Consider the following 22,678-nt stretch of genomic DNA (forward strand, 5'->3'; position numbering starts at 1 on the left):
CATTCGTACAGAAGCGAGTGAACAAATATGTCAAACAACTCTGCCACTCATATTATCTTTGGCTAATATATGCTATTCGACAAAACAATTAAAAATCCTGCTTTAATTGGAAAATTTTTTAGGAATTTTTTTCTTGATTGAAAAAACGCGACAAAAGTCAGTGCATAATAGGATTATTTCGATTTATTGTTGACAAATTTTGTATTGTATGGTTTAATGGAGTTGTTAAAATTCATTGTACAAATTGCAGGTTGTATCTTTGGCGAGATGAAAATTTGTGAGAGTATTCAGTAAACGATGTGATGAGTATTCCGCAACGATGTAATAATGTAATCATGTTGTACGTTTTATGATTTTTAATCAGAATGTGTATGAGAGTGTTTAGGTAAAAGGAGAGTTATTTATGGAAAAGGTATGCCGTGATTGGGCAAAGCAGGCCTTTGGGGAGGGCCTTGTGAAAGCTGAGTACTGGAATGACTTTGAGACCAATGCAAAGGCAGCTGCCGCAGAGGTGTTCCGGGTGAAGAACTTTGCCGAAGGCGAGGCAAAGCTTCAAGAGCTTTTGAAGGAGTATGCTGACCGCACGGGTGGCGGCATCATGGCTGTAGGCGGTGAGGAAAATCCTGCCCTGAAGGGGATTTATGACAGGATTGCCGCATCAGGTACTGCCGTGTATACGGACAAGTTCGATATCTATGAGCATCGCGCTACTGCTGATATAGGTATTTCCACCGCTGAGTTCTGCGTGGCAGAGACCGGTAGCCTGTGCGTTGACAACTATTCCTACGAAGCTCGTGTTGCTACTATGCTTCCTTATGTAAATATCGTTTTTGTGAATGCGAATTATGTTGTGGAGAATGTAAGCGTTGCTTGCAAGATTATCGGCCGTGTTTTTGATAAAGGCTACCTTGGCTTTGTTACCGGCCCTAGCCGTACCGCAGATATTGAGCGTGTGCTGAGCCTGGGCGTGCACGGGCCAAACAAGCTCCTGATTATTGCAGTAGAAGACTTTGGGGAGGGTAACTAATCATGGCAGAGCGTAATCTGAAACAGGAAATACAGGCAAAACTCAAGGACGATATTATGCAGGGCGCTCTGTCCAAGTTTGCAGAGCAGTATCCTGGCTCCCGCCTGAACGCTTACAAGGGACAGGATATTGAGGGGCTCCGGGAGAGCCTCCGTGCCATGAAGCACGATGCGGTGCAGCATATCAACCAGCTGGCTGATGAGTTCGAGGCAAGCCTCAAAAAGAGAGGGGCTCATGTCTTCCGCGCCAAGGATGGCGATGCAGTAAAGGAATACCTCATCAGGATCTGCAAGGAAAACAACGTAAAGCGCGTAGTAAAGTCCAAGTCCATGGCATCTGAGGAAATTCACCTCAATGAGTGCTTTGGGGACCATAACATCCGCGTGAAGGAAACAGACCTGGGCGAGTGGATGATCGCCATCAAGGGGCAGAAGCCATCCCACATGGTTATGCCTGCTATCCATCTGAACCGCTATCAGTGTGCGGAGATGTTCGAGCAGGAGCTGCACATTGATGTGCCTGGCGAGGATATCCCGAACATGATTCAGCTGGCCCGCAAGAATCTCCGCCAGGAGTTCCTGCAGGCAGACATGGGCATCACCGGTGCCAACTTCGGTATTGCCGAGAACGGTGCCATTGGTTTGGTTACCAATGAGGGCAATGCCCGCCTGGTAACTACCCTGCCGAGAATCCACGTAGTGCTCATCGGCTATGAGAAGCTGATTCCTACTACCGAGGATGCTGCCAAGATTCTCCGCCTGCTGCCGCGCAATGGTACCTGCCAGCGCATGACCAGCTACATGACCATGGTGGACGGCCCTACCAAGGTTATCTACAAGAATGACCAGGGCAAGGTGGTGGAGGAAGACCGCAAGCAGTACGTTATCATCCTGGATAACGGCCGTCTTGAGGCAGCCAAGGACCCTGTATTCCAGCAGGCTTATCAGTGCGTGCGCTGTGCATCCTGCCTGAATGTATGCCCTATCTGGACGCTGGTAGGCGGACATGTATACGGCCATATCTACTCCGGCGGTATCGGTGCTATCCTCACCGGCCTCTTTAACGGCGTAGAGACCTTTGCCCAGTTCAGTGACCTGTGCATTGGCTGCCGCAAGTGTACTACTGTCTGCCCGGGCAAGATTCCAATTCCTGATATTATTGACGAGCTGCGCAGCCGCTATGTACAGAAGCATGGCGCGCCGGGCATGGACAAGACTATGTTCAACATGGTGCTGAACGACCGCGGCCTGTTCCACAAGCTGCTTTTGAAGGCCGGTGCCATCGGTCAGGCTCCGTTCAAGAAGGGCAAGTTCATCCGCCATCTGCCTCTCTTTATGGAGGAGATGACCAAGGGCAGAAGCCTTCCTACCATTGCCAGCGAGCCGTTCCGTGACAGGGTTGAGCGGTTGATGAAGAAGAATCCTTCCAAGCCGAAGAAGAAGGTTGCTTACTTCAGCGGCTGCAACATGGACTTCGTATTTGCTGATACCAGTGAGAACGTGGTGAAGGTGCTCCAGAGCCTGGGCATGGAGGTTGTATATCCTATGGAGCAGGCATGCTGCGGCAAGCCGATCCTGGGCATCGGTGACCGTGAGGCAGGCAAGGAGACCGCCAAAAAGAATATCGCCGCCTTTGAGAAGACTGGTGCAGATGTGATTCTGTCCGCCTGCCCGACCTGTACGGAAACCCTCGAGGAGACATACATGAAGCTCTTTGAGAACGATCCTGAGTGGAAGGCAAGGGCAAGGGCATTCTGCAGCAAGGTATGCGAGTTCTCCAAGTTCGTGGCTCAGGAGTATGAGAAGACCGGCCGCCTGACTCATGCAAGGGGCGGCGAGAAGGTTACCTACCATGATTCCTGCCACATGAAGCGTGGCCTGGGCATCTATGAGGAGCCGAGAGCCTTGATTGATGCAACTCCTGGCGTTGAGCTGGTGGAGATGCACAACTGCGACAAGTGCTGCGGCATGGCCGGTTCCTTCGGCATGAAGTATCAGGAGGTTTCCATCCCGATGCTGAATGAGAAGGTGAAGAACATCAAGGACACCGGTGCAACTACCGCCGTTGTGGCTTGCCCTGCCTGCATGATGCAGATTGGCGGCGGCCTGGACAAGGCTGATACCGGCATTCAGACCAAGCACATTGCTGATTTGCTGGCTGAGAAGCTGTAAGCCTTGGCAGACTGCAAGGATTAATAAAGTCACAATATTGTACTGCCGGCTGCATATATGCTGCTGGTGCTGCATAGAGGGGAAAATGCAGCCGGCGGTATTGAGTAGAAGAAGTATTTTTTAGAGCGATGCTATTGGGGGAAATTCAATATGGAAATTTTGGTTTGTATTAAGCAGGTTCCAGGCTCCAATAAGGTAGAGGTTGATCCGGTTACCGGCGTGCTGAAGCGCAACGGTGCTGACAGCAAGATGAACCCTTATGATCTGTATGCCTTGGAGTGCGGCATGAAGCTGAAGGAGCAGTATGGTGGCCGAGTGAGTGTAATTACCATGGGACCACCGCCAGCCGCCACCATCATCCGTGAGGCTTTTGCCATGGGTGCCGATGAGGGTGCATTGATATCTGACAGGGCTTTCGGCGGTGCCGATGTACTGGCTACCAGCTACACTCTGGCACAGGGCATCAAGAAGATGGGCAATTTCGATGTGATTATCTGCGGCTTGCAGACCACTGACGGCGATACGGCACAGGTAGGCCCGGAGGTTTCCGAGGCTCTGGACATCCCTTGCGTATGCAACGTGGCAAAGATTGACAAGGTGGAGGATAACGCCATTTTTGTGGACATGGAGATGGCTCATGAGTTTGAGCAGCTGAAGGTGCAGTTCCCATGCCTCATCACCGTAAAGAAGGATATTCTCCAGCCGCGCCTCCCTTCCTACAAGCTGAAGAAGGCAACCGAGAAGCGCGAGATTGCCGTATATGGCTTGAAGGATATGGAGGATCAGGACAAGAACCATTATGGACTTTCTGGTTCAGCTACCCAGGTACAGCGTATTTTCCCGCCGGTTTCCGACAAGGAACAGGAAACCTGGACAGGAAGCGGTGCCGAGCTGGCTGACAAGCTGCACGGCAAGCTGAAGCAGCTGAAATTTATTTCCTGATTTGGCAGGAAAAGTGTGTATTATGATTTCGACCAGAAAAGGAGATAATGCGAAATGGGAAGACTGATAGTTCATCAGGATAAAGTAACAGATATCGCTGCTATGGTAGCCCTCTGCCCATTCAAGGCTCTGGAGGACAACAATGGCAAGCTGGAAATCAATGCCGCCTGCAAGCTGTGCAAGCTGTGCGTAAAGAAGGGCCAGCCGGGCGCCATGGAATTTGTTGAGGAAGAAACCGGTCCAAAGGTTGACAAGAGCCTTTGGAAGGGCATCACTGTATATGTTGACCATGTAGAGGGTGAAATCCACCCTGTTACCCTGGAGCTTCTGGGCAAGGCCCGTGAGCTGGCTGACAAGATTAACCATCCTGTACAGGCTCTGTTCCTGGGCAGCGACATCGGCGACAAGGCGCAGGAGCTGCTGCACTACGGCGTAGACAAGGTTTATGTGGTAGATACCCCTGAGCTGAAGGATTTCAAGATTGAAAGCTATGCCGCTGCTTTTGAGCAGTACATCAACGAGGTGAAGCCTTCTTCTATTTTGGTAGGCGCAACCCCTGTAGGCCGTCAGCTGGCACCGAGGGTGGCTGCCCGCTTCAAGACCGGCCTTACCGCAGACTGCACCATCCTGGAGATGCATGACAACACCGACCTGGTACAGATTCGTCCTGCTTTCGGCGGCAACATCATGGCGGAGATTCTCTGCTCCAACACCCGTCCGCAGCTGGCAACTGTACGTTATAAGATTATGAATGCCCCTGAGCGTTCTGCTGAGCCGAAGGGCGAGATTGTCAAGATGGAGGTTCCTGCTGACAAGCTGAAGGCTCGCATGGAAGTGCTTGGCATTGTCAAGAAGGAGAAGGTAAAGACCATCGAGAGTGCCGATGTGCTGGTAGTAGCAGGCCGCGGCCTCAAGAAGGTTGAGGACCTGGATATGATCCGCCAGCTGGCAGATGCCCTGGGCGGCGATATTGCCTGCACCAGGCCTCTGGCAGAGGCAGGCTGGCTGGATGCCAACCGCCAGATTGGCTTGTCCGGCCGTACTGTACGTCCGAAGCTGATTATTACCTGCGGCGTGCATGGCGCAATCCAGTTCGTAGCAGGCATGAACAACTCCGAGCAGGTGGTAGCTATCAACTCCGACCCGGAGGCTCCTATCTTCAAGGTAGCGAACTACGCCCTGGTTGGCGATATTTATGAGATCGTACCGCAGCTGATTGAGAAGATTAAGCAGGGAGGGGCTTTGGCATGAGCGAGTACAAGAAACTTACTGAGCAGGATTTAGCTGAAGTTGCCAAGATTGTGCCGCGTGAGCGCATTCTTTGGGCAGATGAGATAAATGAGGAATACAGCCATGATGAGCTGACTGCAACCCCGTCCTATCCGGATCTGGTTGTGCGCGCTACATCTGCTGAGGAGATTTCCGGCGTATTGAAGTATGCCAACAAGGAGCACATCGCCGTTACCCCGCGTGGCGCAGGTACCGGCCTGGTAGGTGCTTCAGTAGCCGTAGAGCATGGTATCATGATTGACACCACTCTCATGAACCACTTCCTGGAGCTGGATGAGGAGAACCTCACCCTGACTTTGGAGCCGGGCGTACTGCTGATGGAGATCTATCAGTATGTTGAGCCGAAGGGATTGTTCTATCCGCCTGATCCAGGTGAGAAGACTGCTACCATCGGCGGCAACATCAGCACCAATGCAGGCGGCATGCGCGCTGTAAAGTATGGTGTAACCCGTGATTTCGTCCGGGGCCTGGAGATTGTCCTGGCTGACGGCACCATCATGGAAGTAGGCGGCAAGGTTGTAAAGAACAGCTCCGGCTACGATCTGAAGGATATGATTATCGGTTCCGAGGGTACCCTGGCATTTGTTACCAAGGCTATCCTGAAGCTGCTGCCTCTGCCTCAGAAGGCTGTCAGCCTGCTGGTACCGTTCCCTACTCTGGCTCAGGCCATCCGCACTGTGCCATTGATTGTAAAGTCCAAGGCAACCCCGACCGCCATCGAGTTCATGGAGCGGGAGGTTATCATGGACGCAGAGAATTTCCTGGGTCAGAGCTTCCCGGACAATCAGGCAGATGCATATCTGCTGCTGAAGTTCGATGGCAGCAATGCTGAGGATATTGCCAAGGATTATGATGCAGTTGCCCAGCTCTGCCTGGAGCAGGGTGCCATCGATGTATTGATTGCCGATACCGATGAGCGTGCAGATGCCATCTGGAAGACCAGAGGCTCCTTCCTGCAGGCTATCAGCGGCTCCACTACCATGATGGACGAGGTAGACGTTGTTGTGCCTCGCAACAAGGTAAACGAGTTCGTAGAGTATGTACATGCTTTGCAGGATGAGATGCATGTCCGCATCAAGAGCTTCGGCCATGCCGGTGACGGCAACCTCCATGTTTACATCCTCCGGGATGACCTGGATGAAGAAGCATGGGAGAAGGTGCTCAACGATACTATGGAGAAGATGTACGCCAAGGCTCGCACCATGGATGGCAAGGTATCCGGCGAGCACGGCATCGGTTTTGCCAAGAAGCCATACCTGAAGGAAGACCTGGACCCTGCCGCTGTAGAAATCATGCGCGGTATCAAGAAGGCCTTCGACCCTAACAACATTCTGAATCCTCGTAAGGTTTGCTTTGATTGATCCATAACCGATTGAAGCTTTCCTATAACTCCCTATAAATCCCTAACAAACGGGAAAGCCCCTGCGCTGTGGCACAGGGGCTTTTCTGATGGAGAAAAAAGATTTGGTAATTTAATACATAATGTGTAGCGTAGCCAAGATTTATCATTTTGGTTACGTTTTTTTATGGAAACAGCCTTCCGTATAGGGGATTGGGAATTTTCGGTCCCACAAGGTTCGCGAAATAAAAAGTAATTGCTACAGTAATGTCTTGTGGGGGGGGGCAAATATGCTATAATGAAAGACAAAGAGAAAACTGTGGATAAGTACCATGGGTTAGGAGTTGTAATTTTGTGTCTATTTCATAATGTCGGGGTGGCAGATTACAGATGGTATATAGTGCTGGCATTGCATGTATTGATAGATTATGTATCACTTATCGTTGCAGAGAAAACAGCTTTGATAATGCAAAGTATTTTTAGGATTCAGGCGAGTCAGCAGATGATTTTGCCGTGGGATTATCAGTATATATACATACCTGGAATGTTCCTGCTGATTATGCTCATCAGTAATGGCTACAAGTTTAACAGGCCGTCAATGGATATGGCAAGGGATGTGTTCAAGGGGTGCTGCTTCGGATTTCTCATCTGTATGCTGATGATTTTTCTCATGCGGAACAGCATGCAGGTTTCCAGGTATTATGCCGTATGCTTTTTTGTGTGCCTGTTGTTGTACATGTCAATTATGCGGTATACTGTCGGCTGTGTGCTGCATAGCATTGAGCGGGTCAAGGAGCCGGCTTTGCTTATAGGAGCCGGGAAAACAGCAGACAGGCTGCTGGCTTATCTGGAACATGACTATTGCTATTATTACAGGATAATCGGTATAGTGGATGATCATCCTGTATCAGCAGCCCTGCCTCTCAAATATCCTGTATTGGGTGGACTGGAGGAGGCTCCGGATGTCATCAGGCAGCAGGGAATCAGGACAGTGATTCTTGCGGTGCCGGGATTATCAGAGGGGCGGATGCGCAATCTTATGTACAGCATACAGCATTTGACGGATACGATTGTCTTCGTGCCCGGGCTGGTAGGCTCGCCTTTGGGCAGCGTTGAGATAAGCACTTTGTTTGTGGAGCAGCTGATGCTTATCAAGAGCAAGAATAATTTGTCGCGCTGGTATAATCGCTGGCTGAAATTTGCTTTTGATATGCTAGTTACCTTTTGTGGCACATTGCTCATATTGCCGGTTCTGCTGCTGGTGGCAATACTTGTCGGCATAGATAACAAGGGAAGCATCTTTTTTGCTCATCGCCGCATCGGCAGGAACGGAAGGGAATTTCCCTGCTACAAGTTTCAGACAATGGTGTCAAATGCAGATGAGGTCTTGGTGAAGCACCTTTCAGAAAATGCTGCCGCCCGCAGGGAATGGGAGGAAAGCTTCAAGCTGACCAATGACCCGAGAGTGACAAGGCTGGGGGCATGGCTTAGAAAGACCAGCTTGGACGAGCTGCCCCAGGTGTTCAATGTGCTGAAGGGGGAAATGAGCCTGGTGGGACCGCGTCCCATAGTTCAGGCAGAGATAGAGAAATATGGTGAGCACATCCGGGAATACTATATGGTACGTCCTGGTATCACAGGCATGTGGCAGACCAGTGGCAGGAGTGATACTACCTATGCTGAACGGGTGGCGATGGATACCTGGTATGTGAGGAACTGGTCCCTGTGGATTGACATGAAATATCTGCTGAAAACCTTTAGTGCCGTGCTGGAGAAAAAGGGAGCCTATTGATGAGGTGCTGCTGAATGGAACAAAAGTATAAGGTTGCCCTGATAATACCTACCTGTAATGCAGGACATGATTTTGGAAGCCTGCTGACAGAAATTGCGGCTCAGACTCTGCAGCCGGGGTACAGGCTGGTAATTGACTCAGCGTCCACAGATGGTACTGAAGAAATTGCAAAAAAATATGGCTGGCAGGTAAATAGCATACTTAGAAAAGATTTCAGTCACGGAGGAACACGGCAGCAGGCGGTAGAAATGTTATCTGCTGATATAGATATAGCCGTGCTGCTGACTCAGGATGTGAGGATGCCTGACAGGGACAGCTTGAAAAAATTGCTGCGCGGCTTTGCAAATCCTGATGTGGCAGCCGTGTATGGCAGGCAGTTACCGCATCTGGGGGCAAGCCTGTATGCGGCAGTGGACAGGGAGTTTAATTATCCGCCTGTCAGCAGGCTCAAGAGCTTGAAGGATAAGGATGAGCTGGGGATTAAGACAGCATTTTTATCGGATTCCTTTGCAGCCTATCGGCTAAGGGATTTAAGACAAATTGGTGGATTTCCAGCTATTGACATTTGTGAGGACATGTATGTGGCAGGCAAGCTGCTGCTGTCGGGCAAGAGAATTGCCTATATGGCAGAGGCAGAGGTTGAGCATTCCCATGAGCCGGATTTCAGGGAAATGTGGCTCAGGTACAGAAAAATGGGAGCATTTCAGCGGGAAAATCCATGGCTACAGGCTAGCTTTGGCGGTGTCGGCGGCGAGGGAATAAGGCTTCTGCAATATCAGCTGAAGCGTATCGGCAAGGAAAATGGTATTGCGGGGATAGTAAAAATTATTTTGCTGGATATGGTGCGGTTTATCAGCTTCAAGATGCCATAGTCATATTTGTAAGCTGACATAGTTATATTTGCAAGTTGTCGCAGTAACGTAGTTATGGAGATAAGGAATTTGATGAAGACCAAGGTTCTGGCATTGCATTTGCCTCAATATCACAGGATACCTGAAAATGACAGCTGGTGGGGGGATGGCTTTACTGACTGGGTGAATGTCAGGAAGGCAAGACCATTATTTAAAGGGCATCAGCAGCCAGTTGTGCCATTAAATAACAACTATTATGACCTGTCCGAACCGGAAGCAATCAGGCAGCAAGCGAAGCTGGCAAAGCAGTACGGCATATATGGTTTTTGCTATTACCACTACTGGTTTAGCGGGAAAAAGCTGCTGGAAAAGCCCTGCGAGTTGCTCCTGCACAACAAGGATATTGACATTAAATATTGTTTTTGCTGGGCAAATGAAAGCTGGGCAAGGACATGGGACGGCAAGGAACATGATGTGCTGATGCAGCAGAAATATGGAAGCAGTCTTGATTGGATAGCTCATTTCGACTATCTTCTGCCCTTTTTTAAGGATGAGAGATATATCAGGATAGATAACAAGCCGGTCATATTCATTTATTCCTGCCATAGAATTACGGATTTTGACGATATGCTTGCCTGCTGGCGTAAGCTGGCGCAGCAGCATGGCTTTGACGGGGTGTATGTGGCAGAATTTGTCAATTCCTTCAATTCCGGGCTGCACAGCCATACTACTGATGTGATTGTGGAGTTTGAGCCTTTGTGCACTGCCAGGTATGCTATTTCGGCACTGGACAAGGCGAAAAGGTTGTTTTGCAAAAAAATGGGCAGGATTGATTTTCAGGATTATGACTCTCTATGGGAATGCCTGCTGAACAAACGGCGTATTTATGGCAAGAAAATCTGGCGCAGCGGCTTTGTAAGCTGGGATAACAGTCCTCGCAAGGGGAAGCGTGCCATGATAGTCAGGGGAGCGACGCCAGAAAAATTTGCAGGTTATATAACTAGGCTGCTGTTGAACAGGGAACGTGAATATGATGACAGCTTTTTGGTGATTAATGCCTGGAATGAGTGGGCAGAAGGGGCAGTCCTGGAACCTACTGAGCAGGATGGATATAGCTATCTGGAGGCATTGGCAGAAGCTATGTATATAGTGGAGAAGGAACAGAGCACTGTGGAAAGTCCGTAAAAATATCAGGAAGCTTCGGAGTTGCTGAATAAATGACAGGAAGATACGGAGTGGTTGGATGGATTCTCAGCCGTTGGTAAGTATTTGTATACCTACCTACAACAGAAGTGAATATCTGCGTCTAAGCCTTGAGCGTTATATCAGGGAGCCTGAGTTTTTATCCGGCTGCGTGGAAATAGTCATCTCGGATAACACATCAACAGATGATACCGGGGTAATGGTGCAGGGATATATAAATAAGTATGCCAATATCCGTTATTTTCGCAATTCAGAAAATATCAGGGATAGAAACTTTCCTCTGGCCTTGAGCAGGGGGAGGGGGAAGCTGCACAGATTGTGCAACGATACATTGCAGATTCAGCAGGGACATCTGGGAGAGCTTTGCCGGGCGGTGGAAAAATACCAGCATGAGAAGCCATTTTTGTTTTTTGAAAATGGAGGCATGGGACAGCAGGAAATAGCTTGCAGCAGCCTTGATGAATATGTAAAAAATATCAGTTTTTTTATTAGCTGGATAGGCGGTTTTTCCCTGTGGCATGAGGATTGTATCGGCTTGGAGTCTGATACGGCAGATTGCGGGCTGTCTTTGTGGCAGGTACGTAAAAGCTGCGAAATGGCAGGCAGCAGGCGGAGCATCATCATCAGAAAGTTATTCTGCACCGTGCCGCAGCTCAAGAGCAAGGATGTAAGCTATGGGATTTTCAAGGTTTTTCACGGCAATATGCTGGCGATTTTGCGAAGATATGGCGGCGGGGGAGGCATTGCGGAGGAAACTCTGGCGTGGGTGGAAAAGGATTTGCTGTATCGTTTTTTTACTCAATATCTGGTACTGGCAGAATGTCAGGCAGATAAAAACCTCGTCTATGGAGAGCAGGAGAATTTGCACATGGCTATTCAGCGTTGCTATGGTGCCAAGGATTATTATGAAGATTATTTGGCATTTTATAAAAAGGAATTGCGCAAATGCAAAATTGAAATGCTTGTTAAGGCTATATTTCACTGGGAACAGAATAAGAATACAAAGGTGTTCCAGTGGGGCAAGATGATATTCAGAAAGCTGCTTGCTAAAAATTAGCTGATAGATGCAGCAGATTGGTAGCAGGCTGTCGTTAATTTTATGATATTTCAGCAGGAGGATTGTGATGAAGGTTGTGTTATTAGCTGGGGGATTTGGCACACGCATATCCGAGGAATCCCAGTTCAAGCCAAAGCCGATGGTGGAAATAGGTGGCAAGCCTATTTTGTGGCACATCATGAAGGAGTATTCTGCCTACGGCTTCAATGAGTTTGTCATCTGTGCAGGCTATAAGCAGCATTATATCAAGGAATGGTTCAAAAATTACTTTATCTACACCAGCGATGTTACTTTTGATTTGACGGAGGGCAACAAGCTGATACTGCATGAGCAGCATTCCGAGCCCTGGAAGGTGACTGTAGTTGATACGGGATTGCATACCATGACAGGTGGGCGCATCAAGCGGATTCAGAAATATGTAGGCGATGAAACTTTTATGCTGACCTATGGGGATGGGGTATGTGATGTAAATATTGCCAAGCTGGTGGATTTTCACAAAGCCCACGGCAAGCTGGCAACTTTGACGGCTGTTATGCTGGACCAGTCCAAGGGCGTTTTGAATATTGGCGGTGACAATGCGGTGCGTTCTTTCCGGGAAAAGTCCGCCAAGGACAGTGCACCGATAAATGCAGGCTATATGGTGCTAGAGCCCCAGGTTTTTGATTATCTGACTGATGACAGCTGCGTTTTTGAGCAGCAGCCACTGATGACACTGGCAAAGGAAGGCCAGCTGATGAGCTATCAGCATAAGGGATTCTGGCAGTGCATGGACACGAAGCGCGAGATGGAGGTGTTGGAATGTTTATGGAAAAATAATAAAGCTCCATGGAAAGTTTGGTAGAGAAAGGTTGGTTGACATGATAAATAATTCATTAAAACGAGATTTAGAGTATACCTATGAGAAATTATCTAAGGAAGAAAAAAATAAGTTATCAAATTCGACAATTTTAATCACGGGTGCTGCAGGTTTTTTAGGATTCTATTATGTACATTTTTTCTATTATTATCGTAAAGAATTATCCTTGAAGAAGGTAATTTGCTTAGATAATTTTATGCTTGGGAAACCTAAGTGGCTAGATAAAATTTCAGAAGATGAATGTTTTAAAGTAGAAAAATTTGATATTATCAATGATAACATTGCTGATATTTCATGTGCAGAGGAAGTGGATTATGTTATACATATGGCATCAATAGCTTCTCCTATATTTTACAGGCAATATCCAATAGAAACATTGGATGCAAATATATGGGGATTGCGCCATTTGTTGGATTATTATTCATCACGAAATATAAAAGGATTTTTGTTCTATTCATCTAGTGAAATATATGGCAATCCTGCTGCCGATGCAGTACCAACAGATGAGGAATATCATGGTGATGTTAGTTGTACTGGGCCTAGGGCTTGTTATGATGAGTCTAAACGGTTTGGAGAAACAATTTGTATGTTATTTGCTAAAAAGTACGGCATGCCGATTGGAGTAGCACGCCCATTTAATAATTATGGACCTGGAATGAAGATAAATGATAAACGTGTTCCAGCAGATTTTGCTAATGATATTTTGAATGATAGAGATATTGTAATTTTATCAAATGGATCTCCAAAACGTACTTTTTGTTATATAGCTGATGCAATTGCAGGATATTTAAAAATTATGTTATATGGGAAATATGATTATTTCAATATAGGTATTGATAAACCTGAAATTAGCATTTTGGAGTTAGCAGGAATTTATCAAAAGGCAGGCAAGGAGATCTTTGGCTATACTGGAAGTATTAAGTATAGTACTTCGGAGGATGAAGAATATTTGACAAACAATCCACAGAGGCGGTGTCCCCGTATTGATAAAGCTGCAAGTTTGCTGGAATATCAGCCGGAAATTAGTGTTCATGAGGGGGTTAGAAGATTTTTGGAGTTTATCAAGGAAAGTGAAAAGGAGAACTTAGTATGGTAACAGTATTTGGTTTAGGATTTGTGGGACTGACTACGGCCCTTGGATTTGCTCATATGGGACACAAAGTATATGGCATTGATATAGATACAGAGCGTATGGAAACATTGAGGTCAGGAAAAATTCCATTTCATGAAATGTATATGGAGGAGGAGTTACAAAAGCATATAGGAAAAAATATCATTTTGGAAAATGATATAGAAGCAGCTGTAGCTGATAGTGAGTATATTTATTATTGTGTTGGCACGCCGTATGGGCAAAATGGAAGTGCGGATTTGAAGTATCTGTTTTCTGCAATTGATATGACGATAGATGCAATAAAAGATGATAAGAAAAGAATATTAGTAACAAAATCAACAATCCCACCATTGACAACGAAAGAAAAAATTATCCCATATGTACAGAATAAAGGCACTGTGTCTAAAAATATAAGTATAGCCAATAATCCAGAATTTTTAAGGGAAGGTCATTGTTGGGAAGACTTTATCAATTCAGATAGAGTTGTTTGCGGATGTTCTGATGAATATGCTGCAGAGAAATTACGTGAGTTATATTCATCCATGGATGTTCCTGTGTTTACCGTGTCTTTATCTACAGGTGAATTTATTAAATATTTATCCAATACTTTATTAGCTACTTTGATAAGTTATTCTAATGAAATGGCCGAAGCGGCAGATAATTTTGGAGATATTGATGTAGCAACTTCATTCAAGATTTTGCATATGGATCGTAGATGGAATGATTGCGATATGACGTCTTATGTTTACCCAGGTTGTGGATATGGTGGTTATTGTTTACCAAAAGATACATGTGCATTTTATGCTCAATCCACGGAGAAAGGGTTTGTTCCTGAAATCCTCGGGAAAGTAATAAAGACGAATGAATCAAGAACCATGGTTATGGTAAATAAAATTTTGCAGAAGTTAGGTGATAGGAATAAGGTTGGCGTTTTGGGGCTGTCGTTTAAGCCTAATTCAGATGATGTAAGAGATACTCCTGCGGCGCGTATCATTCGTGAACTTGCCAAAGAAAATGTGGAAATTACAGCGTATGATCCTGTTGCTGTCGGGGAATTTAGAAAACGCTATCCAGATATAAAAATACTATTTTGTAATCAAGCGGAAGACGTTTGTAATGCTAATGATGTGATTGTCATTGCAACTGCTTGGGATGAATTTAAAAAAATAGATTTTACAGGAAAAGATGTTATTGATTGCAGGTATATGTTAGATTGAAAGGACAATAAGTATGGTTACAAAAAATGAAATTTTTAAATTGGTAAAGGATTATTATACTGAAAACAAGAATGAAGAAATTTTCCATCCAGGTAACAGAATAAATTATGCCGGGAGAGTATATGACGAGAATGAATTGATAAATGTTATTGATTCTGCATTGGATTTTTGGCTTACTGCTGGCAAATATACTGTAGAATTTGAAAAAGAATTAGCTAAATTCCTGCAGGTGCCATATTGTTCTGTTGTAAATTCAGGTTCTTCTGCAAATTTATTAGCAATGATGGCACTGACATCGCCATTGTTGAAGGAGCGTAGAGTAAAAAAAGGTGATGAGGTTATAACTGTAGCAGCAGCATTTCCTACTACCGTGGCACCTATTATTCAGAGTGGTGCGGTGCCAGTATTTGTAGATATAGCTATACCTGCCTACAATATAGATGTAGAAAAACTGGAGGAAGCTATATCTTCAAAAACAAAGGCTGTATTTATAGCTCATAGCCTTGGAAATATTTTTGATCTGAAAAAAGTTACGGATTTTTGTAAAAAACATAATCTTTGGTTGATTGAAGATAATTGTGATGCTCTTGGTGGAGAGTATGTTTTAAATGGTGAAAAAAAGAAAACAGGTACTATTGGTGATATAGGTACATCAAGTTTTTATCCAGCACATCAGATGACTATGGGAGAAGGTGGGGCAGTTTATACTAGCAATCCACTTTTAAATAAAATTGTGCGTTCATTAAGAGATTGGGGGAGAGATTGTACATGTCCTGGTGGAATGGACAATACTTGCGGGCATCGTTTTTCAGGACAATATGGCACTTTGCCTGCAAATTATGACCACAAGTATGTATATTCACATTTAGGTTATAATCTGAAAGTCACTGATTTGCAGGCTGCAATTGGCTGTGCACAGTTAAAAAAATTGCCAGAATTTATAAAGAAAAGACGTGCTAATTGGGAATACTTAAACGCAGCACTACAAGATGTTAAAGATAAGATTATTTTACCTGAAAAAGGTGAGCATGCGGATCCGTGCTGGTTTGGTTTTATTATCTCTGTAAAAGATACATGTTCTAAAAGTAGTGAGGAAGTCATAAATTATTTAGAAAAACATAATATACAGACACGAAGGCTTTTTGCTGGAAATATTTTGCGTCATCCATGCTTTGAGAGTTTAGAAGAAGGGAAAGATTATCGTGTAATTGGTGAAATGACCAATACTGACTATACAATGCATCATGCTTTTTGGGTAGGAGTTTATCCTGGAATGACCAAAGATATGCTTGAATATATTGCGACTATTATTAAAGATGCTGTATTGTAATTGATTTTTATAATAGATGATAATCGACGCATGTAGTAAAAAAATTCACTATATGCGTCGGAAAATCTATTTTTGCTTGTTTTGTGAAGGAGACTTTAATGTGATAAATAGGCAATTATTAGATTGTACATTGAGGGATGGCGGATATATCAACGATTGGGAATTTGGCCATGCCAATATTATTGAAATATTCGAGAGGCTGGTTAGTTCAGGGGTTGAATATATAGAAATAGGCTTCTTGGATCAGCGGAGAGAATTTGATATAAATCGTACCATTATGCCTGATACGCAGTCTGCCAATACGATATTTGCTGGCGTAGATAAAGGTAATGCTGTTGTTTTGGGCATGATCGATTATGGCACATGCGATATTAAAAATTTGCAGCCATGTGAAGAAACTTTTATTGATGGCATCAGAGTGATTTTCAAGGAACACTTGCGTGATGAGGCATTGGCTTTCTGTGCCGAGGTTCAGAAGCTTGGGTACAAGGTCTTTGCCCAGATGGTTTCTGTTACGACATATACTGATGAAGCCTTGAAGGAATATGCTGAGTGCTGTAATAAAATTAAGCCGTTTGCTACCTCGATGGTTGATACCTATGGTCTTTTGGATGAAGAACACTTAATGCATATCTATAGCATCTTGGATAAATATCTTGATGCTGACATCAAGGAAGGCTATCATGCCCACAATAATTTCCAGTTGGGATTTGCTAATGCCAAGACTTTTTTGTCATCGGACAGCAAGCGTGATATTTTGGCAGATGGCACTCTTTATGGTATGGGAAAAAGTGCAGGAAATGCTCCGTTGGAGCTGCTGATGATGTTTATGAATGAAAAGCTGGGCGGTAAATACGATATTACTCAGGCTTTGGAAGCCATTGATAACGTTATTATGGATATTTATCGCAAGCAGTATTGGGGATATAACAGCTTCTTTTTCCTGGCTTCCTCCACAAAGTGCCATCCTAACTATGTATCATACTTGATGAATAAAAGGACTTTATCAGTAAAGCAGATTGATGAGATTTTATTGAGTATAGCTTCTGAAAAAAAGCTGATGTATGATGCTAAGTATGCAGAAAAGGTATATTTGGATTATCAGAATATCAAGTGTGATGATAATGCAGAAATACTGAAGCTTAGAGAAGTTTTTGCAAACAGAAAAATTTTGCTCCTGGGACCTGGAAAAAATATCAGCTTGCAACAAAAAGCAGTTATGTCGCATATATTGGAAAATTCACCAATAACAATAGCTGTTAATTATATTCCAGCTGATATACATGTGGAGTATATTTTTCTGACAAAAACTAAAAGATATAATCAGCTGATTAAGGATATGCTACGAAGCAGCAATAAAGCAGCAAAGATAATTGCTACATCAAATGTGACTAAGACAGCAGGAAAATTTGATTATGTCCTTAATTATGGTTCTTTGATAGATACCAATACGGAGATAGTGGATAATTCGCTGGTGATGTTGCTGAAATTTTTATTGCGTATCGATGTAAATTCAGTTTCGTTGGCTGGTTTTGATGGATATTCGAAAGTTGATGATAATTATTTTGATATCAGCAGGGAATACAGTTTTGTCAAAGAGAAAGCTGATTATTTTAATACTTATGTGCGAAACTTTTTGGTAAGTAAAAAGTCAGAGATACAGGTGGAGTTTATCACTGAGTCATGTTATGAATAGGTGTATATCATGGGAGAATATAAACTAGTTGTCTGGGATGTGGATGGAACCCTGCTTAATACATCGGATGGCATTATTGCCTCTGCCAAATATGCGATTGATAGGTTTGGCTTGGAAATTCCCGGGGATGACGTCATGAAGACATACATAGGCCCGCCTATTCAGGATTCCTTTGCGAGAACTTTGCCTGTAGATGAGCAAATGGCAAAGGATATGGCTGATGTATTCAGGGAGCGGTATAAATCTGAAGACCTTTTCAAAGCTTATCCTTATGATGGTGTTATCAGTCTGCTGAGAGAGCTGCAGGCAAATGGTATAAAGCAGGCTGTAGCAACATATAAGAGGCAGGATTATGCAGAGAGCATAGTGGAGCATTTTGGTATGTCATGCTATATGGATGCAGTGTGTGGTTCTGATTTTGCAGGCAATTTGACTAAGGCAGATATAATCGGCAATGCTATTGCGGCAGTTGGGATATGTGATAGAAAGCGTATTGTCATGATTGGGGATACAGTGAATGATTCTTTGGGTGCTGCCAAGATGGGTGTGGATTTTGTAGGTGTGTCATATGGCTTTGGTGTTTGGGATGATACTGATGTAGTGAGTCTTGCTGCCGATGTTAATGACATCAGGATGATTTTGCTGGGAAAAGAGTAAGGAGAGAGATTAGTGAAAATAAAGTTAGCTAAATACATAGCTGAATTTTTAGTACAGCATGGCATAAAAGATTGTTTTATGGTAACTGGTGGCGGTGCTATGCATTTGGATGATGCTATTGGTCATCAAGAAGGGATAACATGTACATTTAACCATCATGAGCAGGCATGCTCAATAGCTGCAGAAGGTTATACACGGATGACGGGGAATTTGGCGGCAGTATGTGTTACAAGTGGTCCGGGAGGAACTAATGCCATTACAGGTGTGATGGGGGGATGGCTGGATTCCATTCCTATGTTTGTACTATCAGGCCAGGTCAAGCGTGAAACTACGATTTGGTCTTGTCCTGATTTGCATTTGCGTCAGCTGGGAGATCAGGAATTTGATATTATCAATTCTGTACAAAATATGACAAAATATGCTGTTATGGTTACTAATCCGCAGGAAATTGCCTATCATTTGGAGAAAGCTTTATTTTTAGCAACTGATGGACGCGGAGGCCCGGTATGGCTGGATATACCATTGGATGTTCAGGGGGCGATGATTGAAACGGATGAGTTAATTCATTTTAATGCAGCCCAGGAGAAGCCTTGGCACCTGCCGGATCTTTCTGACGAGAAGGTAGTTGATATTATTAATAAAATAAAGAATGCTAAAGCACCATTGATTCTGGCAGGTACGGGAATAAGGCTGGGGAAGGCAGAGAAGGAGTTCTTGGCAGTATTGGAAAAGCTTCAAATTCCTGTTGTAACTGCATGGAACGCCAATGATACTTTGGCCTATGACAGCTTGTACTTTGCAGGGATGCCGGGGACTGTAGGAACCAGGGCTGGTAATTTTGCTGTGCAGAACTGTGATTTGCTTATAAGCCTTGGCTGTAGATTGAATATTCGCATGATTGGTTATAATCATTTTGATTTTGCAAAAAATGCCTATAAGATAATTGTGGATATTGATAAGCGTGAATTGTGCAAGCCTACAATAAAGGTCGATATGCCGGTACATGGCGATGTTAAGGATGTGCTACAAAAGTTGTTGGCTTCCGATTATGCGGCTGACGGTAGGCATAAGGAATGGCTGGCGTGGTGCAGGGGATTAGTTCAAAAGTACAATCCAGTGGAGGAATCCTATCATAATGCAGAAAAACTAATCAATCCTTATGTTTTTATTGAGAAGCTTTTTGACCAGCTGGATGAGTATGACAGGATTATTTGTGGTAATGGCAGTGCCTGTGTAATTACTTTTCAGGCTGCAAAAATTAAGCAGGGACAGCGGATGTTTACTAATTCTGGCTGCGCTGCTATGGGATATGGTTTTCCGGCTGCGTTGGGAGTGGCTGTTGCCGATAATGCCAGACGAACTATCTGTATAGATGGTGATGGCAGCCTCATGATGAATGTGCAGGAGCTGGCTACTGTAGTGCAAAATAAGCTTAATGTGAAGCTGTTTATCATCAATAATAATGGCTATCACTCTATACGACAGACACAGCGCAATTTATTCAAGCCGCCATTTATCGGCATTGATCGCCATAGCGGCGTGGGATTTCCGGATTTTGCCAAGCTAGCAGATGCTTTTGGCATGAAGTATTTTTCCTTTAGCAATGAGAATGACTGCGATGATATTATCAAGCAGGTACTACAGTTTGAAGGGGCATGTATTTGTGAGGCAGTGGTGGATTATGAACAGAATTTTGCTCCTAAATCTTCATCGAAAGTACTGCCGGATGGCAAAATTGTGTCTCCTTCTATGGATGATATGTTTCCGTTTTTGCCGCGTGAAGAATTTGAGAGTATCAGGTTTTGTAAGTAATAAAAGGGGTTTTATTAATATGGATTCGTCAAAAAAGGTTGTAGTAACAGGTCCTACTGGAGTTATAGGTACTGCTGTTATCAAAAAGCTCATTGAAGAAAAGTGTAAGGTTTATGCTGTGATACGAAGGGATTCCAAGCGTATAGGCAATATCCCGGTACATGAAAATGTCAAGGTTATTTATTGCGATATAGCAGAGCTACAGTTGCTTTCAGAAAAAATTGGCGAGTCCTGCGATATTTTTTATCATTTTGCTTGGACAGGTACGGATAATCCTGCCAACCGTATGAACATGTATATTCAGACAGAGAATATCCGCTATGCATTGGATGCAGCTGAGGCAGCAAAATCCTTGGGATGCAGTGTATTTATTGGTTGCGGCAGTCAGGCAGAATATGGTACTGGCGGTGGTGTGATGAGCGTTGAGCGTGAGGCGAAGCCTGTCAGCGGATATGGCATGGCAAAGCTGTGTGCAGGCCAGATGACCAGGGTAATGTGCCGTCAGTACGGCATCCGCCATATTTGGCCGAGGATAGTCAGCACATACGGACCAAATGATGCACCGCAGACCTTGATAAGCACGGTCATCAAGAAACTGCTGGCTGGTGAAAGGCCGTCCCTGACGAAGTGCGAGCAGGTATGGGACTATCTGTATTCTGCTGATGCGGCAGAGGCATTTTGGGCGATGGCTGAAAAAGGCAGGGATGGTGCTGTATATGTGCTGGGTAATGGCAATAGGATTACCCTGAAGGAATGTGTTGAAGCTATCCGCAGGGAACTTCTTTCCTCTGTGGAGATTGGGTATGGCGATATTCCATATTATGCAGACCAGGTGATGCATCTTGAGGCAGATATTAGTGCTTTGAGGCAGGATACAGGCTGGCAGCCGTCAACCAGTTTTGCAGATGGCATTAGAGAGACGATAGCTGCCATGCAGAAATCACGCAGGTAATATTATGAGATTATCAGAAAGTTGGCTACAGTTTATAAAATTTGGTATTGTCGGGGTGGCTAATACCGGCATCGGGCTAGGCAGCTACTATTTGATGCTGTGGCTGGGATGCCATTATCTGATTGCAAATGTTGGCTCCTGGGTTATCAGTGTATTTAATGCTTTTTACTGGAACAATAAATATGTATTCAAGAGTAACGCTATATGGTGGCGGGCATTGATAAAGACATATATTTCCTATGGAGCTTCGTTTGTATCAGGGACGGTATTGCTTTATATCTTGGTGGAATGGTGCGGCATATCGGAAATGTTAGCTCCGATATGCACGTTATTGCTGACAATACCTATGAATTTTTTGTTAAATAAATTTTGGACATTTAAATCGAGGTTATGATGAAGAAATTAATTAGTGTACTGATTCCCTGCTATAACGAGGTGGAGAATGTAGGGCCGATAAGCGAGGCTGTTATCAAGGAATTTGAAGCAAAGTTACCTCAGTACGATTATGAAATTGTTTTTATTGACAATTTTTCTACAGATGGAACCAGGGAAAAGCTTGAACTTCTCTGTAATGCAAATAAGAAAATCAAAGCTATTTTTAATGCCAAAAATTTTGGGCAGTTTAATTCACCATATCATGGCATGTGTCAGACTACTGGAGATTGCACTATTGCTATGTGTTGTGATTTTCAGGACCCTGTGGATTTGATACCGAGATTTGTCGCAGAGTGGGAAAAGGGATATAAGATTGTTTCTGCTATAAAGACACAGAGTGAGGAAAATAAAATTGTACGTTTTTTGCGTACCTGTTATTACAAGACCATCAAGAAAATGTCTTCTGTGGAACAGATAGAACATTTCACTGGAACTGGACTTTATGATAAGAGTTTTATTGATATATTGAGAAATTTGGATGATCCTACACCGTTTTTGCGTGGGATTGTAGCAGAACTAGGGCCATTGCGAAAAGATATTGAGTATACCCAGGCAAAACGGAGAACTGGAAAATCACATAATAATTGGTACACTTTATATGATGCAGCTATGCTGAGTTTTACATCGTATACAAAGGTAGGGTTGCGCGTAGCTACGATTATCGGTTTTTGTTTTGCTGCGCTGACTATGTTGATGGCATTATTGTATTTGTGTGCGAAGCTCATGTGGTGGGATAGCTTCCCGATGGGAACTGCTCCGATGCTGATTGGAACCTTTTTTATTGGCTCGATACAATTGTTTTTTATCGGTCTGCTGGGAGAATATATTCTGAATATAAATGCCAGGGTAATGCATAGGCCGTTGGTGGTTGAGGAGAGAAGGATAAATTTCTGAGGTAAATACTGGATTGTTTTTGCATAGCTTCGTTAAGTATAAAAGC

At 44.4% G+C, this 22,678-nt stretch carries 19 protein-coding genes; all 19 read left to right on the forward strand.

Going from position 1 to position 22,678, the window contains the following annotated elements:
* The first annotated feature begins 403 nt into the window (after nucleotides 1–403).
* The 19 genes from FYJ84_RS06250 (at nucleotide 404) to FYJ84_RS06340 (ending at nucleotide 22,632) form a co-directional block, all read left to right on the forward strand.
* Nucleotides 404–1,027 carry a LutC/YkgG family protein gene (locus FYJ84_RS06250; protein WP_154406738.1) on the forward strand — a complete coding sequence of 208 codons (624 nt, stop codon included), beginning with the start codon at nucleotides 404–406 and terminating at the stop codon, nucleotides 1,025–1,027.
* A 2-nt stretch (nucleotides 1,028–1,029) separates the two neighbouring features.
* A complete protein-coding gene (gene ldhH, locus FYJ84_RS06255) occupies nucleotides 1,030–3,198 on the forward strand; it encodes an L-lactate dehydrogenase (quinone) large subunit LdhH (protein ID WP_154406739.1) in 2,169 nt (722 codons plus the stop codon).
* A gap of 150 nt (nucleotides 3,199–3,348) precedes the next feature.
* Nucleotides 3,349–4,140, forward strand: coding sequence for an electron transfer flavoprotein subunit beta/FixA family protein (locus FYJ84_RS06260; RefSeq protein ID WP_154406740.1), 792 nt, complete (start codon nucleotides 3,349–3,351; stop codon nucleotides 4,138–4,140).
* A gap of 54 nt (nucleotides 4,141–4,194) precedes the next feature.
* On the forward strand, nucleotides 4,195–5,391 hold the full coding sequence (locus FYJ84_RS06265; RefSeq protein WP_154406741.1) for an electron transfer flavoprotein subunit alpha/FixB family protein: 1,197 nt from the start codon (nucleotides 4,195–4,197) through the stop codon (nucleotides 5,389–5,391).
* Nucleotides 5,388–6,791, forward strand: a complete 1,404-nt coding sequence (locus tag FYJ84_RS06270; protein WP_154406742.1) for an FAD-binding oxidoreductase — start codon at nucleotides 5,388–5,390, stop codon at nucleotides 6,789–6,791. Before FYJ84_RS06265 ends, FYJ84_RS06270 begins: the two co-directional genes overlap by 4 nt.
* 276 nt (nucleotides 6,792–7,067) lie before the next feature.
* A complete protein-coding gene (gene wbaP, locus FYJ84_RS06275; protein ID WP_154406743.1) occupies nucleotides 7,068–8,561 on the forward strand; it encodes an undecaprenyl-phosphate galactose phosphotransferase WbaP in 1,494 nt (497 codons plus the stop codon).
* Between the two features lie 14 nt (nucleotides 8,562–8,575).
* Nucleotides 8,576–9,433 carry a glycosyltransferase gene (locus FYJ84_RS06280; protein ID WP_154406744.1) on the forward strand — a complete coding sequence of 286 codons (858 nt, stop codon included), beginning with the start codon at nucleotides 8,576–8,578 and terminating at the stop codon, nucleotides 9,431–9,433.
* A 72-nt stretch (nucleotides 9,434–9,505) separates the two neighbouring features.
* Complete coding sequence (locus FYJ84_RS06285; protein ID WP_235901375.1) at nucleotides 9,506–10,597, forward strand: glycosyltransferase WbsX family protein; 1,092 nt, start codon at nucleotides 9,506–9,508, stop codon at nucleotides 10,595–10,597.
* Between the two features lie 58 nt (nucleotides 10,598–10,655).
* Entirely contained in the window at nucleotides 10,656–11,672 is a 1,017-nt protein-coding gene (locus FYJ84_RS06290) for a glycosyltransferase family 2 protein (protein WP_154406746.1), read from the forward strand.
* Between the two features lie 67 nt (nucleotides 11,673–11,739).
* A complete protein-coding gene (gene rfbF, locus FYJ84_RS06295; RefSeq protein WP_154406747.1) occupies nucleotides 11,740–12,513 on the forward strand; it encodes a glucose-1-phosphate cytidylyltransferase in 774 nt (257 codons plus the stop codon).
* A gap of 16 nt (nucleotides 12,514–12,529) precedes the next feature.
* Complete coding sequence (locus FYJ84_RS06300) at nucleotides 12,530–13,624, forward strand: NAD-dependent epimerase/dehydratase family protein (protein WP_154406748.1); 1,095 nt, start codon at nucleotides 12,530–12,532, stop codon at nucleotides 13,622–13,624.
* Entirely contained in the window at nucleotides 13,618–14,856 is a 1,239-nt protein-coding gene (locus FYJ84_RS06305; RefSeq protein ID WP_154406749.1) for a UDP-glucose dehydrogenase family protein, read from the forward strand. Before FYJ84_RS06300 ends, FYJ84_RS06305 begins: the two co-directional genes overlap by 7 nt.
* A gap of 13 nt (nucleotides 14,857–14,869) precedes the next feature.
* The gene (gene rfbH, locus FYJ84_RS06310) at nucleotides 14,870–16,186 is read left to right on the forward strand and encodes a lipopolysaccharide biosynthesis protein RfbH (protein WP_154406750.1); all 1,317 of its coding nucleotides are present in this window, start codon (nucleotides 14,870–14,872) and stop codon (nucleotides 16,184–16,186) included.
* A gap of 100 nt (nucleotides 16,187–16,286) precedes the next feature.
* Entirely contained in the window at nucleotides 16,287–17,882 is a 1,596-nt protein-coding gene (locus FYJ84_RS06315) for an aldolase catalytic domain-containing protein (RefSeq protein WP_328596345.1), read from the forward strand.
* A 9-nt stretch (nucleotides 17,883–17,891) separates the two neighbouring features.
* Nucleotides 17,892–18,539, forward strand: a complete 648-nt coding sequence (locus tag FYJ84_RS06320; RefSeq protein WP_154406751.1) for an HAD hydrolase-like protein — start codon at nucleotides 17,892–17,894, stop codon at nucleotides 18,537–18,539.
* Nucleotides 18,540–18,551: 12 nt separating this feature from the next.
* Entirely contained in the window at nucleotides 18,552–20,351 is a 1,800-nt protein-coding gene (locus tag FYJ84_RS06325) for a thiamine pyrophosphate-binding protein (protein ID WP_205764126.1), read from the forward strand.
* A 19-nt stretch (nucleotides 20,352–20,370) separates the two neighbouring features.
* Complete coding sequence (locus tag FYJ84_RS06330; RefSeq protein WP_205764127.1) at nucleotides 20,371–21,303, forward strand: NAD-dependent epimerase/dehydratase family protein; 933 nt, start codon at nucleotides 20,371–20,373, stop codon at nucleotides 21,301–21,303.
* A gap of 4 nt (nucleotides 21,304–21,307) precedes the next feature.
* Nucleotides 21,308–21,697: a GtrA family protein gene (locus tag FYJ84_RS15035; protein WP_154406753.1), complete on the forward strand. Its 390-nt coding sequence runs from the start codon at nucleotides 21,308–21,310 to the stop codon at nucleotides 21,695–21,697.
* Nucleotides 21,697–22,632: a glycosyltransferase family 2 protein gene (locus FYJ84_RS06340; protein ID WP_154406764.1), complete on the forward strand. Its 936-nt coding sequence runs from the start codon at nucleotides 21,697–21,699 to the stop codon at nucleotides 22,630–22,632. The genes FYJ84_RS15035 and FYJ84_RS06340 overlap by 1 nt, the downstream gene beginning before the upstream one ends.
* The last annotated feature ends 46 nt before the right edge of the window (nucleotides 22,633–22,678 follow it).

The sequence above is a fragment of the Anaerovibrio slackiae genome (assembly GCF_009695585.1).
Lineage (GTDB): Bacteria > Bacillota > Negativicutes > Selenomonadales > Selenomonadaceae > Anaerovibrio > Anaerovibrio slackiae.